Genomic DNA, 13,669 nt, shown 5'->3' on the forward strand with positions numbered 1-13,669 from the left:
GCAAGCGCATTTTCTTGCGCCGGCACAAAACCGCGTCGACACTTTCGGGATCGCATCCATGCATATTCGCAGCCTAATTTTCCTGGGCCTCTGCGCCGCTATCGGCATGTCCGCACCGGCTTTCGCCGAGGCGCCGGCCAAGACATACCTGTTCTCCTCCAAAGCGAAGGCCGCCGAAGCGGAGGCCAAGGCGGCGGAAAAGGCTTCCAATAAAAAGCTGACTGCCAAGGAAAAAGCCAAGCAGAAGGCGCTGGCGAAAGCCAAGGCCAAGGAAGAGGCCAAGATTGCCGCCGTCGCCAAGGCCGAGGAAGAGGCCAAGGCTGCGGCGAAAGCCAAAGCCGTAGCGGAAAATAAACTCGCCAAGCAAAAAGCGCTCGAGGCAAAGCAGCTAGCCGCCCGCGCCAAGACCGATGCCGCTGCGCAGCGCAAGCTGGCGAAGGCGCAGGCCGCCGAAAACGCCAGGCAGGCCGAACTTGCCAGGCTGACTTCGCTGGAAGTTGTGTACACCGGCAACAATGGCGAGTTGCGCAGTGAGGCAGTGGAGCAGCCGCGGCCCGGCTTCTTCCAGGCGCTGTTTGGCGGAGCGCCGCAGCAGAGCCGCATGCTTCCGCAGACCCGTGCGCTCGACGCCGTCCTCGAACAGAAGCAGGCCAACAGGAAGTTCAGGGTGAAGTCGGACTTCGAGCCTCAGTCCGTCGCCTTCTCCGGCTATAGCCCCGGCACCATCGTCATCGATACTTCCACTCGCTACCTTTACCTTGTCGAATCATCCTCCAGCGCCCGCCGCTACGCCATCGCGGTCGGCCGCGAGGGCCTTGAGTTCAAGGGCACAGCCAAGGTCGGCGACAAGCAGGAATGGCCGCGCTGGATCCCGACGCTCGACATGCAGAAGCGCGAACCCAGGAAGTACGGCCAATACAAGGACGGTATGCCCGGAGGGCCCGAAAACCCGCTCGGCGCGCGCGCCATCTACCTCTACCAGGGCAAGAAGGACACGCACATCCGCATCCACGGCACCAACCAGCCGCAGACGATCGGCACCAATTCGTCGAACGGCTGCTTCCGGATGGTCAACGAGCACGTCATGGACCTTTACGGCCGCGTGAAAGTGGGCACCCAGGTCGTCGTCATGTGAATACCGCTTCCGCGGCAGCGAAGGGCCGGCGACACCGCCGGCCTTTTTGTTTGCGCGGGCAAATCCCATACAGCGCCAGCAGGAAAAACCGTTTCCGAAGGATTTTCCTCTGGCGGAATCAATCCCGGAGCGTTAAGCGATAACTCCCATGGCGCGATATGTATTCATCACCGGCGGCGTGGTTTCCTCCCTTGGCAAAGGCATTGCGGCAGCGGCTCTAGGCGCGCTGCTGCAGGCGCGCGGCTATCGCGTGCGGATCCGAAAGCTTGATCCCTATCTGAATGTCGACCCCGGAACCATGTCGCCATACCAGCATGGCGAGGTGTTCGTGACCGACGACGGGGCCGAGACAGACCTCGATCTCGGCCATTACGAGCGCTTCACCAACCGCTCGGCCAATCAGAGCGACAACATTACCACCGGCCGCATCTACAAGAACATCATCGAACGCGAGCGGCGCGGCGACTATCTCGGCGCGACGGTGCAGGTCATTCCGCACGTCACCGACGAGATCAAGAACTTCATCCTGGACGGCAACGAGGACTACGACTTCGTGCTTTGCGAGATCGGCGGCACAGTCGGCGATATCGAGGCGATGCCGTTCCTGGAGGCGATCCGCCAGCTCGGCAATGATCTCCCGCGCAACAATGCAGTCTACGTCCACTTGACGCTGATGCCGTATATCCCGACCGCCGGCGAGTTGAAGACCAAGCCGACGCAGCATTCGGTCAAAGAGTTGCGCTCGATCGGCATCGCGCCCGACATTCTTTTGGTGCGCGCCGACCGCGCCATTCCCAGGGAAGAGCGCAGAAAGCTTTCGCTGTTCTGCAACGTCCGCGAGAGCGCCGTCATCCAGGCGCTCGACGTCGGCCACATCTACGACGTGCCGATGGCCTATCACAAGGAAGGGCTCGACTCGGAAGTTCTTGCCGCCTTCGGCATTGATCCGGCGCCCAAGCCGCGCATGGAGCGCTGGCAGGAGGTTTCGAGCCGCATCCACAATCCGGAAGGCGAGGTCACGATTGCTGTCGTTGGCAAGTACACCGGCCTCAAAGACGCCTACAAATCGCTGATCGAGGCGCTCGCCCATGGCGGAATGGCTAACAAGGTGCGTGTGAAGCTCGACTGGATAGAAAGCGAGATTTTCGAGAAGGAAGACCCGTCGCCCTGGCTCGAAAAGGTCCACGGCATATTGGTCCCCGGCGGTTTTGGCGAACGCGGCTCGGAAGGCAAGATACTCGCGGCCAAATTCGCCCGCGAGCGCAAGGTGCCGTATTTTGGCATCTGCTTCGGCATGCAGATGGCCTGCATAGAGGCGGCGCGCTCGCTGGCTGGTGTCGGAAATGCCTCCTCCACCGAGTTTGGCCCGACGGAAGAACCGGTTGTCGGCCTGATGACGGAATGGTTGAAGGGCAACATGCTGGAAAAGCGCCGCGAAACCGGCGATCTCGGCGGCACCATGCGGCTCGGCGCCTATGAGGCGCACCTCGGCAAGGATACCAAGATCGCCGAAATCTACGGCGACACGGTTATTTCCGAACGCCATCGCCACCGCTACGAAGTCAATGTCGACTACAAGGAGCGGCTGGAGGAATGCGGACTCGTCTTCGCGGGCATGTCGCCTGACGGAGTGCTGCCGGAAACCGTCGAGTATCCCGACCACCCCTGGTTCATCGGCGTCCAGTACCATCCCGAGCTGAAGAGCCGTCCGATGGAGCCTCACCCGCTCTTCGCCAGCTTCATCAATGCGGCTGTGGAGCAATCCAGGCTCGTTTGAGGCCCCGCCTGGCGCGGTTCCTGTTAGGTCAGACGACTTGCTCGGCGGCCGACATCAATTCCTCGCGGCTCGGCGCTCCGAACATCCGGCGGCCACCTTCAGGAACCTCTGTGAAGCTCCAGCGCACGACACCGTCGCGGTCGAGCAGGAATTGGCCGAACAACTGGCCTTGTCCCGTAGCGATCATCTGCTCGTCGTCCTCGGTGATTTCATAGCCGTCCTTCTCGTTGAGGACCTCGGACGCGGTTATCGGATCCATCGGCTCCGGCAGTTCCGGCAGGTCCATCTTCATCGACATGGCGGTGCCAACGCTCATCTTGTACGGCCATTCGGTTTGGTTCTCGGTGAATTCGAGGTTCGGCAGACCGAAGGCGCGGTGCGAGGTCCGCTCGGGATCGGACGCCGCGAGCAGATCGGGCATCGGCCGATAGCGGAAATAAAGGCGCGCGCGCTCGATCGGCGTGTTGACGACAGCCAGCGATTCAACCCCTCTTTCGCGCAAAGCCCTATCGATTTGCGCCTGTGCTGCGATGTGGCGCCGGCAGAATGGGCAATGCAGACCGCGGAACAGGCCGATCAAGAGCGGCTTTTGCCCACGGTAATCGTCGATGGCGATCTTCCCGTCACGGGTAATCGCCTCGAGCACGATATTTGGCGCGCGGTCGCCCGGCTGCAACGGGCCTTCGGAATGACGCTCGGACATATCCAGTTTCCTCTACCCGGCTAATCGAGAAACGGCAGCACGACCAACCCTTCGGGATCGAGCCCGTGCTGGGCGCATACATCCTGCGCCAGGGAAAAATACCGCTCGGCCTCGGCCATTTCGCCTATGTCGAGGCTCAGCGTGGCAAGGCCATCATAGCACGGAAAAAGCATCTGCGGCTCGCCTGTTTCCCGTGCCACCTCCAGCGCCTCATTGTAACAGCGTGCAGCGAGATCGGGCTCGGCATGGCATTGATGGATCTGCCCGAGAACGATCAGCGGGACAGGCAGGTGCTCGCGCTGGTCGAGTGCGCGGTCGAGTTCGATCGCCTTTTTAGCGGCGGGAACGCCCTCGCTGCCACAGCGGTCGGTGAAGGTGCAACTGGCGACAGCGAGATTGGCGAGAAGGCGCGCCTGGAAACCGAAATCGCCGATACGGCGCGCCACGTCGAGGCCTCTCCGGCACACCTCCATGGCCTGCGCCGGATCGATCACAGTGTAGAGCACGCCAAGATTCGTGTAGCCCCGGCAGGCCGCGCTGAGCAGACCGGCGGCTTCGGCGACCGCGACGCTCCGCTCGACCTCCCGCAGGGCTTCGCGGCTCCGTCCGAGACGCGCCAGCGCGACCCCTTTTGTGTTGAGCGCCTCTGCCGTTGCGTGCGCCGCCTCTAGCTTGGTCTCCTCGTCGGCATCCAGCGGCAGCGCTTCGGCGTGGCCGAGCGCGTCATCCGCCCATTTGACGGCGGCGGCGTGCTCGCCGATACGAAACGCCAGGCGGCCACGCTCCTGGAGCAGAAGCGCCTGCTCGATTCGCGCATCCGTTCCTTCAAGCGACAGAGCCGCTTCGGCATAGTGCGCCTCCGCCTGGCTTCGCTTGCCGGCTTCCCAAAGCAGTCGGCCGAGTTTTCGCAGTATCCGCGCCGCCCCGGCGCGATCGCCCGTGGCCCGGCAAGCCTCGAGCACCGTCCGGTAGTGTTCATAGGCCGCACCGCGCCGGCCCGTCGAGCCGCAAAGGTCGGCGATGCGCTCGCATAGGGAAAGCCTGAGCTCCATGGATTCCGGATCATTGACAATTGCCGTCAGCGCTTGCTGGTAATGGCGGATAGCGTCGTCATTTGCGTAAATCGTGCGCGCCCGGTCGCCGGCCGCGCGTAAATAGCGCGCACCTTTTGGCCTGTTCGCGCTCAGGCTGAAATGATGGCCGAGCTGCAGCAGGTCTTCGAGGTGCTCTGGCTCTTGGCCGCATGATTGTTCCAATGCCGTCCCGACCTGCCCGTGCATTTCGGTGCGCCGCCGCAGAAGAAGGTTTTGGTAGATCACGTCCTGGAGCAAGGCCTGGGTGAAACGATAGGATTGCGACGCGATCGAGCTAATGTCGGCCACCTCCTCGATGATTTCGGCATCGCAGAGCAGATCGAGCCCTGTCTCGATTTTCTTCGGGTCGGCCGAAACAGCGGCAAGCAGCGTTGCGTCGAAACGCGGGCCGAGGACCGCTGCTTCTTGGGCCAGCCTGCGCACTTCGGGCTGCAGCCTGTCCATCCGAGCGAGCAGCATCGCCTGAATGCTCGCCGGAATTTCAGCCGCAGTTTCACTCGCTGCAGCCCGCCAATGAGGCCCATCGCGCACTAGAACCCCGCTCTCGATGAAGCCGCGCACGATCTCCTCGACGAATAGCGGGTTTCCGCCGGCACGTTCGAGAATCCGGCTGCCGAGAGTGTTTAACGTCTTGTTCCAGCCTTGGCCGAAAAGTGAGGCGAGCAGCTTGCGCCCATCATTATCGTCGAGCGGAGCGAGGCGGAGCGTCGTATGGCTGATCCGGCTTGAATCGAGTTGTTCCACCTCGAATGTCGGGCGATGGGTGAACACCAGCATCAGCCGCCGCCGCTCCAGCCGGTCCATCAGGAATTGCAGCGCCTCCAGCGACACCGCATCGGCCCAGTGCAAATCCTCCACCACTATCAGCAGCGGCCCGAGAGCCAGCCGCCTTTCGAAAATGGTGCGGATGGCAAAGAAGATCTGCCTGCGGAGTTGTTCAGGTTCGACATGCCGTAGGGCGCCGTCCGGATCGCCGAGGCCGATGACATGGAACAGAAGCGGCGTCAGACGGGTCGCCTCCTCATCGTCCAGGCCGAGTTCGCCCAGCAGGTCGGAAAGCCTTGCCCTGGTTTCAGCTACGGGGCCGCCTTGCGGCATGCCGGCGGCGCTCCGAACGACGGCGGCAAGCGTACCATAGGACTGCTCTCCGAGCGGCGAGCAGGCCGCCTGTCTGATCGCGACCCCGGTAAAGCGCTCTTCTTCGCGGATGCGGGCGATGAATTCGTTGACCAGCCGCGACTTGCCGATGCCCGCTTCTCCGACCAGCCGCACCAGCTGGGCCGAACCCCTGCATGCGAGATCGAGGCTGGCCAGCATCCGCTCGAGTTCGGCGTCGCGCCCGATCAGTGAGGCGCTGAGGCCCAGCGCCTCCAACCCACGCGCCGGACGCGGGGCTTCGCGCAGACCCTGCAGGCGGTAGACCGGTGTGCTTCCGGTCTTGCCGCGCAGAGTGGTCTCGCCGAGCGTCTCGAAGGAGAAGGCGTGCCGGGTGAGACGCTGGGTCAGTGGACCGACCAGCACCTCGCCGGGTGGCGCCATCGATTGCAGCCGTTGGGCGGTGTTCACCGTATCGCCGGTCACCGAGTAGGATTTGGCGGTTCCCGCACCGAAACCGCCGGTGACCACCGGCCCGGTGTTGACGCCGATGTGGAGGACCGGCGGCGAGCCGGCCCGCGCCTGCCAGCGCTCGCCCATGCGCGAGGCCCGCGCGACCATGTCGAGGGCGGCGCGAAGCGCGCGCTCCGGGTCGTCCTCATGCGCGACCGGCGCGCCGAACAGCGCCAGCAGCGCGTCACCGATGAATTTGTCGACGAAGCCGCCGAAACTCTGCACCGCTTCGGTAAGCTCCTCGAACAGATCGTTTTGCAGGGCCCGCATGAGTTCCGGGTCGATCTGCTCGGAGAGTGCGGTGAAGCCGCTGAGATCGGCGAACAGAACCGTGACGGTGCGGCGGTCGGCATCCGCGGCGGGCAGGGCGGCTTGCTTAACCTTGCCCGCCGGCGCTGGCGCCGCCGCACGGCTAGAAAGGCTTCCGGCAGCCCCGGTATTGTCCGTCGGGGTGCCGCATTTCGGGCAGAAAGCAAAGTCGGGCGGACACGGATAGCCGCAGCCAGAGCAGGCTTTTGGTTGCCTGATGCCGCATTTCGGGCAGAAGGCAAAGCCGCTCTGGACCTCGAAACCGCAACCCGCGCAGTTCATCGATCGACCTCACAGGATCATCGATGGACCCCGGACCAGTGTCCGAAGCCCTTCAAATCCGCGAATGAGAATGGACCTGTAAGGGTAAACGGGCAAGCAGCGTGGATAAAACTCCCCCTGGCGGGACGCCACGATGCGCAGAAACCAATGTGAAATAAAAGACTTATCGAACCAGAGTGCCTGCCGGCCGATGAAATTTGTTCACAGGGCCCTATCCGGCCGTCTTTAGCCAGCGCCTTGCCGCGTAAAGCGACACCGCCGCGGCATTCGAGACGTTGAGCGAGCGGATCGCGCCAGGCATGTCGAGACGGGCAAGTGTGGTCACGGTCTCGCGCGTCCGCTGGCGCAGGCCCTTTCCCTCGGCGCCGAGCACGAGCGCAATTTTTCCGCCGGAAAAACTTGGCTCCAGTTCGGCCGGTCCGTCCGAATCGAGCCCGATCGTCTGGAAGCCTGCGTCATGTAGCTGGCCGAGAGCGTCGGCGAGGTTCTTCACCTCGATCTGGTCGATATGTTCCAGCGCACCCGACGCTGCCTTGGCCAGCACGCCGGATTCCTGCGGGCTGTGCCGCGCCGTCGTGATCAGGGCGCCTGCGCCGAAAGCGACCGCCGAGCGCATGATCGCGCCGACATTGTGCGGGTCCGTCACCTGATCGAGCACCAGCGCCAGTTTCGTGTTGCCGAGCGCGTCGAGCCGCTTCGGCTTCAGCGGCTCGGCCTCGATGAGCACGCCCTGATGTACGGCGTCGCTGCCGGTGATCTTGTCGATATCGCGCGGCTCGACGATCTCGGCCGGGAAGGGCAGGGCTGCGATGTCGCCGATCTCCAGCCGCTCGGCGGCGTTGCGGGTCACCAGCATCCTTTTGATCTTGCGGCGCGGATTATCGATCGCCGCGCGCACCGTATGCAAGCCGTAGAGCCTGAGCAGGCCGTCGGCAGCTGGCTCGCCGGGCGGAGTGGAAGGGCGCGGACGAAAGGCCGGGGGACCGCCCGCCTTCTGGTCGCGGAAAGTCCGCCGCAGCTTGGCGTAATGCGTGTCCTTGGGCGTTTTGGCTTTCTTGTCGTCGCTCATGGCCGTTCCTATATCCGCGGCCCGGCGCTTTGGATAGGCGGAGCAAACCAAGCCGGCGGAATTTCGCGGCGAAATGCCTGCCCTGCGGTTGACAGGATTTTGTCGTGCCGCCATAAGGCGCTTCGCGATGCCGGGCAGGTCATTGATCTTGTTGCCGGTCCCGCGAAAAAATGCCTCGCAGCATGGCTCCCGGCAGCAGTTTGGAGAGGTGCCCGAGTGGTTAAAGGGGACGGACTGTAAATCCGTTGGCTCAGCCTACGTTGGTTCGAATCCAACCCTCTCCACCACTGCCGGCCCGGAAGCCCAGTGACGGTCCGAAAGCGGTATCGCTTTTCGGAACGGATCATGCGAAGACAGCACGGCGCGGGTGTAGCTCAATGGTAGAGCAGCAGCCTTCCAAGCTGAATACGAGGGTTCGATTCCCTTCACCCGCTCCAAAATCCCCCTTATGAACGTAAGACCGCATCCGGACTGCACATCTGCAGGCGGTTACCGAACGGATCGTGAAAACTGGCGAAGGTGACATAGCCCGGAAAGACCTGCGGGTCGTCGCAGGTCACACCGCGGCGGCGAAGCTCCTCGACGGCCGCGTGGCAATCTTCCACATCGAGCACCAGCGTCGTTCCGGTCGACGGCCGCCAGCCCGGTTCGGCCAGCGTGACCGAGACGTTGCCCGCGCCCTCGCGGCCTGACGAGAACTCGATCCAGCCGGCTTCCGGCAGATCGTAGAGCGGCTCGCCGAACCCGAGAACATTGCGATAGAAATCGCGGGCGCGGTCGAGATCGCTGACCGGGATCGATACGACATTGATGCCTTTGAAGAGGTTCATGCTGGATGCCTCCTGGAATACTTATACGTCAGCGCCTAGGCGGGTGGGGCCTTCCGCTCGGAGCCGCCGACACTATATAGCCGCTTTCGGCTGCGGAGCCGATTTCCAGAGCGACGGGAAGCCCGGCCAAAAGGCACTTGTCTTTTTTGGCTGTTCTCGCTAATCGCCCCGCATTCGAACGAGCTAATCCCTGTTGCCAAGGAAAGAATACAATGGCCAAGAGTAAATTCGAGCGCACGAAGCCGCATGTGAACATTGGCACGATCGGCCATGTCGACCACGGCAAGACGTCGCTGACGGCTGCGATCACCAAGTATTTCGGCGAGTACAAGGCCTACGACCAGATCGACGCGGCGCCCGAGGAGAAGGCGCGCGGCATCACGATCTCGACGGCGCATGTCGAATACGAGACGCCGAACCGGCACTATGCGCATGTCGACTGCCCCGGCCACGCCGACTATGTGAAGAACATGATCACCGGCGCCGCGCAGATGGACGGCGCGATCCTGGTGGTTTCGGCCGCCGACGGCCCGATGCCGCAGACTCGCGAGCACATCCTGCTTGCCCGCCAGGTCGGCGTGCCTTCGATCGTTGTGTTTCTTAACAAGGTCGACCAGGTCGACGACGCCGAGCTGCTTGAGCTGGTCGAGCTGGAGGTGCGCGAGCTCCTGTCGAAGAACGAGTTCCCCGGCGACGACATTCCGATCATCAAGGGCTCGGCTCTGGCCGCTCTCGAAGATTCGGACAAGAAGATCGGCGAGGACGCGATCCGCGAGCTGATGGAAGCCGTCGACAGCTACATCCCGACGCCGGAGCGTCCGATCGACCAGCCCTTCCTGATGCCGATCGAGGACGTGTTCTCGATCTCGGGCCGCGGCACGGTGGTGACCGGGCGCGTCGAGCGCGGCGTGGTCAAGGTCGGCGAGGAGCTTGAGATCGTCGGCATCCGCCCAACCACCAAGACGACCTGCACGGGCGTTGAGATGTTCAGAAAACTGCTCGACCAGGGCCAGGCCGGCGACAATATCGGCGCGCTGTTGCGCGGCGTCGACCGCGAGGGCGTCGAGCGCGGCCAGGTTCTGGCCAAGCCCGGCTCGGTCAAGCCGCACAAGAAGTTCAAGGCCGAGGCCTACATCCTGACCAAGGAGGAGGGCGGGCGCCACACGCCGTTCTTCACCAACTACCGTCCGCAGTTCTACTTCCGCACGACCGACGTGACCGGCATCGTGTCGCTGGCCGAAGGCACCGAAATGGTGATGCCGGGCGACAATGTGACGGTTGATGTCGAGCTGATCGTGCCGATCGCCATGGAGGAGAAGCTGCGCTTCGCCATCCGCGAAGGCGGCCGCACCGTCGGCGCCGGCGTCGTCGTGACTATCACCGAATAACAAATAACCGATCTGTCGCGGGCGGGACTTCGCCCGCGCCGCGCCAGAACAAGGAAAAGACGAATGAACGGCCAGAATATCCAGCGTGGCCGTGACGCTCGTCGAGCAAGAGCAGCGTTGGCTTGAAGGCCGAGCGAGGCGATGAAATCACTCATCGCCTCTCGTTTGAGGTACATGCCATTGGCAGAAGTGACCGGCATCATTCAAAGCGGTGCCAATGACGCTCATACTTCCAAGCTGCAGATGGTGATGTTTCATGCCTTTGCGGCTTCGGACCCTGCCGCCGAAGAACAGATCCAGCTCGCGGCGCGCTCCGTACGTCTGCACTATCCCGAGGCTGAAATTTTACTGCTTACCAATCCTGAAGGCGATAGGGCGACGCTCCCTGGTTGGATCGGGCGAAAGTCTCGTCCGATCAACCTTCAGCAGATAATGTTCGAACGGACGCTGGCGTATCGTGACCATGTGAAATCGGTCGAGTCGGGAACCAGGATCGTGTTTCTCGACACCGACATGCTGGTGATTCGGCGGTTCGATGAATTGCTGACGCCGGGGGCGGACCTTTCCGTCACGATACGCCAAATACTTCCGGCTCCGATCAATGGTGGGCTGATTATCGTCGATACCACGCGGCATGATAGTGTAGCGTCGTTCTTTGATGACTTGGTAAGGTGTTACGAGCGTCTCCCGGCAGCCGAAAGACGGTGGGACGGCGACCAAACCGCGCTAAAGCAGTTGCTAGATCCGCCCGTGCGCCGAATCACTCAGATCAGAGTGGTCGAGCGTAGCGGGTTGGTGGTGCGCTTCGCGCCCGCACAGGTCTTCAACCACACGCCGCGCAGGTTATTTCTGAAGCTCGGCTTGTTTCGTCCGGGCGCGCGTCTACTGCACTTCAAAGGTGGACGGAAAGGGCGCATGGCAGCCTATGCCGATCGCTACCTGTCGCCAGCTTATCTCGCCTATCTGCGGTTAACCGGCCGGGCGAAGGGCGGTCGTTAACTGAGGGCCAACTCTCCCATTGCGTTCCGATTTCAGGCCGCGAGGCCGAACCAGCGCTTGATCCTCCCCAGTGGCGACCACTGGTTTCCAGATGGAATTTGGGAAGCGATCTCAATCCATGACTGTCGAAGTGGCAGAAGAACTTGCCGATCGTCGAAATCGCTCCAGGCCCGTTGCGTGGATCGCGCCGCAGCTTGAGCCCACTCCTCATCTGACCACTTTTCGGTCGCTTTGATAAGTTGCACGGCTTGATCCTCGTCGGCATAAACCTTTCCCGCGTTGCCCAGAAAGGCGCGAGCCCCGTCGACGTCGCGGGCGAAGACCGTGCATCCCGCCGCCATGGCCTCTGCGATGGATACGGGCATTCCAAATGACACGTCGGGGTTGTAGGTATGGAGATAGATACCAGCCTCGGCCAGATAGGCAGCGACCTCACGGTGGGTGATGTCGCGCACCATCTCGACCGGGCTGCCAAGATCGCGGTTGAGTTGTTCCAGTTCACGGTAATGGTCGTTAGGGCCCAAGCTGCAAAGAACGAGCACACAGCGATAGCCGTTCAAGCGGCTGGCGATCCGAATAAAGCAGTCGAGATCCTTGCTCTTCTTACAAGCCGCGGTACGCACGATCATCCGACGGTTCTTTTCAACTTTGGGTGCAAGCCATTCCTCGTGGAAACACGCGTGCATTGGGCGAATCTTGCTGGCAATGCTGCCGTATCGCTTGGCCAAGTGGGGGAACATGTACAGGCGGACGATTGTGTTGTCTTTCTCCAGCTTGACGAGCTGATCCGGTATGAAATGCCAGTGACCGCGCGCGGTCATTGGTTTGCGCATGCGCTTGGCCGCGTCGCGGTATTTGATCGCACTTTTGGTCCAGTGGGTGTGAACGATGTCTGGCTTCACCTTAGCGATGGCGTCTTCCAGCTTCCCGCGGTGGATGGTAACGTCGCACTCGCCGCCTTCCGACTTCGGATCCTTGTTCGACCAGACTTCGATGTGGAATCCCCAGCTCTGCATCCGGTTTATTTCCGCATCGATATAGGACTCGGAAAGTTGCGGGAACTGATCAAGCGCGTAAAGTACGCGCACGGGCGTACCATCCGGCTTCAGAGGGAGGGCAAGAGAAGGGTTGGTGTCGGGGATTTTCAGCATAGAAGCCTCGCTGGGCTGGATACTCCTCCCCAGAATTACATTCAACCGGCAGCGCCAGCAAGAAACTATCGACAATGCAGTCGGATTAAGTGCCGGAGCCTAGTATTCAACCTGTGGTGCGCAGATCCTGCATAAATCCTTCCTGCACAAGTTTGTGCGAGCCTTCAAATGCACGGGAATTCGCGTAGCGCAGATCGGCTTCGTCCGAAAAATCCGACCGAGCAACGATCGTCTTATAGAACGCGGATTTGCCTGAATGCGTCCCGCGCCTCGCGATCTCCCGAAAATCTTCAACCGCGCCGGCCGGAAATTTATGATGGAGGAGTACGGCGTGTACGGGGCCGAAGTTGCGGGTAAGCGGCAGCGGACCGTGGTGGCTGCCACCGGCGAACTGGGTAGCCTTGTCGGCATAAATAAGCGGAAATTTAGTCATGCGCATCTCCACACCGTACAGACGCTTACGCGGACCGCCGCGCACGGCAGTGCCAAACATTTCGTGGCCGATCGTGTAGTTGGAGCCGTCGTAAAGCGGGGATGTGGCGGTTGGAGGCGCGTCGAGGGCGGCGACCGATCTTGGGGCGCCGAGCGGAGAGTCGGGATAGATGTCGATCATCGCCGCATGGGCGCGCTTCAGCTTCCTTCGCTCAAGATCATTGATGAAGCTCGCCAGCGGCCGGTTTTCGTACCCTGGATAGACCAGGTATTCGTCACAGTCGATCGAGAGAAACCAACGGTTGCGGCCATAATGCTCAACCAGCATGTCGCGCCAGATATTTCCGCCGTTTGCTGATTTGAAGCCTACGTCGGATTCAAACAAGTCGACATCATCCTGCGCCAGCAGGATGGCCCGGGTATCGTCGCATGAGCGGTCGTCCACGAACCCAAAACGCGTCACGCCCAAATGTCGGTAGTGTCGAAGAAGCGACGGCAGGTATTTTGCGGCATCCTTGGTCACGCAAATCAAGACTGGCTCGGTCTGGCCGAGTGACGCCGAAGCGATGTTCAGGGCTGACAGGGCAGGTCGGGAATAGCGTCTCCCTCGGCGCCGATGGCGCAAGGTCCGAAGAACCGCCATGACCCTATCGATGACTGAAACGGTTTCAAGCGATTTCCAGGCTCCGGGATGCTCCACGGGATAGTCCATGTCTTCAGCCTTCCGTTCTATTCGCCACCCGTCTCTTGCTCACCGCCAAATGTGAGCGGGAACTCTGGCAGAGTACGTCCCAATGCCCGTTCGCAGGCGTGTCCACGGCAAAAGAAGGCTGTCCGTTTACGGAGTTGCGTTTTTGTTGTCTAGGCGATAGCGGGAAGGCATGTTTGTTGT

General features: G+C 61.8%; 10 protein-coding genes and 2 tRNA genes. 6 read left to right on the plus strand and 6 right to left on the minus strand.

Annotation, left to right across the window (positions count from 1 at the left end; translation table 11 throughout):
* Window positions 1-58 precede the first annotated feature (58 nt).
* Both ABVK50_RS09750 and ABVK50_RS09755 read left to right on the plus strand, forming a co-directional pair.
* Window positions 59-1,135: a L,D-transpeptidase gene (locus ABVK50_RS09750; RefSeq protein ID WP_353641747.1), complete on the plus strand. Its 1,077-nt coding sequence runs from the start codon at window positions 59-61 to the stop codon at window positions 1,133-1,135.
* A gap of 148 nt (window positions 1,136-1,283) precedes the next feature.
* Window positions 1,284-2,912, plus strand: a complete 1,629-nt coding sequence (locus ABVK50_RS09755) for a CTP synthase (RefSeq protein ID WP_353641746.1) — start codon at window positions 1,284-1,286, stop codon at window positions 2,910-2,912.
* 28 nt (window positions 2,913-2,940) lie between these two features.
* On the opposite strand, the gene ABVK50_RS09760 is transcribed toward ABVK50_RS09755, so the two are convergent.
* The 3 genes from ABVK50_RS09760 to ABVK50_RS09770 form a co-directional block, all read right to left on the minus strand.
* On the minus strand, window positions 2,941-3,615 hold the full coding sequence (locus tag ABVK50_RS09760; RefSeq protein WP_353641745.1) for a peroxiredoxin-like family protein: 675 nt from the start codon (window positions 3,613-3,615) through the stop codon (window positions 2,941-2,943).
* A 20-nt stretch (window positions 3,616-3,635) separates the two neighbouring features.
* Window positions 3,636-6,908 carry an adenylate/guanylate cyclase domain-containing protein gene (locus ABVK50_RS09765; protein ID WP_353641744.1) on the minus strand — a complete coding sequence of 1,091 codons (3,273 nt, stop codon included), beginning with the start codon at window positions 6,906-6,908 and terminating at the stop codon, window positions 3,636-3,638.
* A 211-nt stretch (window positions 6,909-7,119) separates the two neighbouring features.
* Complete coding sequence (locus ABVK50_RS09770; protein ID WP_353641743.1) at window positions 7,120-7,977, minus strand: RNA methyltransferase; 858 nt, start codon at window positions 7,975-7,977, stop codon at window positions 7,120-7,122.
* A gap of 202 nt (window positions 7,978-8,179) precedes the next feature.
* On the opposite strand from ABVK50_RS09770, the gene ABVK50_RS09775 reads away from it, so the two are divergent.
* Window positions 8,180-8,264: transfer RNA gene (locus ABVK50_RS09775), tRNA-Tyr, on the plus strand.
* Between the two features lie 76 nt (window positions 8,265-8,340).
* A tRNA-Gly gene (locus tag ABVK50_RS09780) sits at window positions 8,341-8,414 on the plus strand.
* 9 nt (window positions 8,415-8,423) lie between these two features.
* On the opposite strand, the gene ABVK50_RS09785 is transcribed toward ABVK50_RS09780, so the two are convergent.
* Window positions 8,424-8,807 (minus strand): VOC family protein, encoded by a 384-nt coding sequence (locus ABVK50_RS09785; protein WP_353641742.1) that lies wholly within the window; start codon window positions 8,805-8,807, stop codon window positions 8,424-8,426.
* A 212-nt stretch (window positions 8,808-9,019) separates the two neighbouring features.
* On the opposite strand from ABVK50_RS09785, the gene tuf reads away from it, so the two are divergent.
* Window positions 9,020-10,195 carry an elongation factor Tu gene (gene tuf, locus ABVK50_RS09790; RefSeq protein WP_353641728.1) on the plus strand — a complete coding sequence of 392 codons (1,176 nt, stop codon included), beginning with the start codon at window positions 9,020-9,022 and terminating at the stop codon, window positions 10,193-10,195.
* 141 nt (window positions 10,196-10,336) lie between these two features.
* Entirely contained in the window at window positions 10,337-11,194 is an 858-nt protein-coding gene (locus tag ABVK50_RS09795; RefSeq protein WP_353641741.1) for a hypothetical protein, read from the plus strand.
* Window positions 11,195-11,226: 32 nt separating this feature from the next.
* Here ABVK50_RS09795 and ABVK50_RS09800 read toward each other — a convergent pair whose 3' ends face one another.
* The gene (locus ABVK50_RS09800; RefSeq protein ID WP_353641740.1) at window positions 11,227-12,345 is read right to left on the minus strand and encodes a glycosyltransferase; all 1,119 of its coding nucleotides are present in this window, start codon (window positions 12,343-12,345) and stop codon (window positions 11,227-11,229) included.
* A gap of 106 nt (window positions 12,346-12,451) precedes the next feature.
* A complete protein-coding gene (locus ABVK50_RS09805) occupies window positions 12,452-13,489 on the minus strand; it encodes a glycosyltransferase family 2 protein (RefSeq protein WP_353641739.1) in 1,038 nt (345 codons plus the stop codon).
* Window positions 13,490-13,669: the final 180 nt, after the last annotated feature.

This window comes from Mesorhizobium sp. WSM2240 (assembly GCF_040438645.1).
Lineage (GTDB): Bacteria > Pseudomonadota > Alphaproteobacteria > Rhizobiales > Rhizobiaceae > Allomesorhizobium.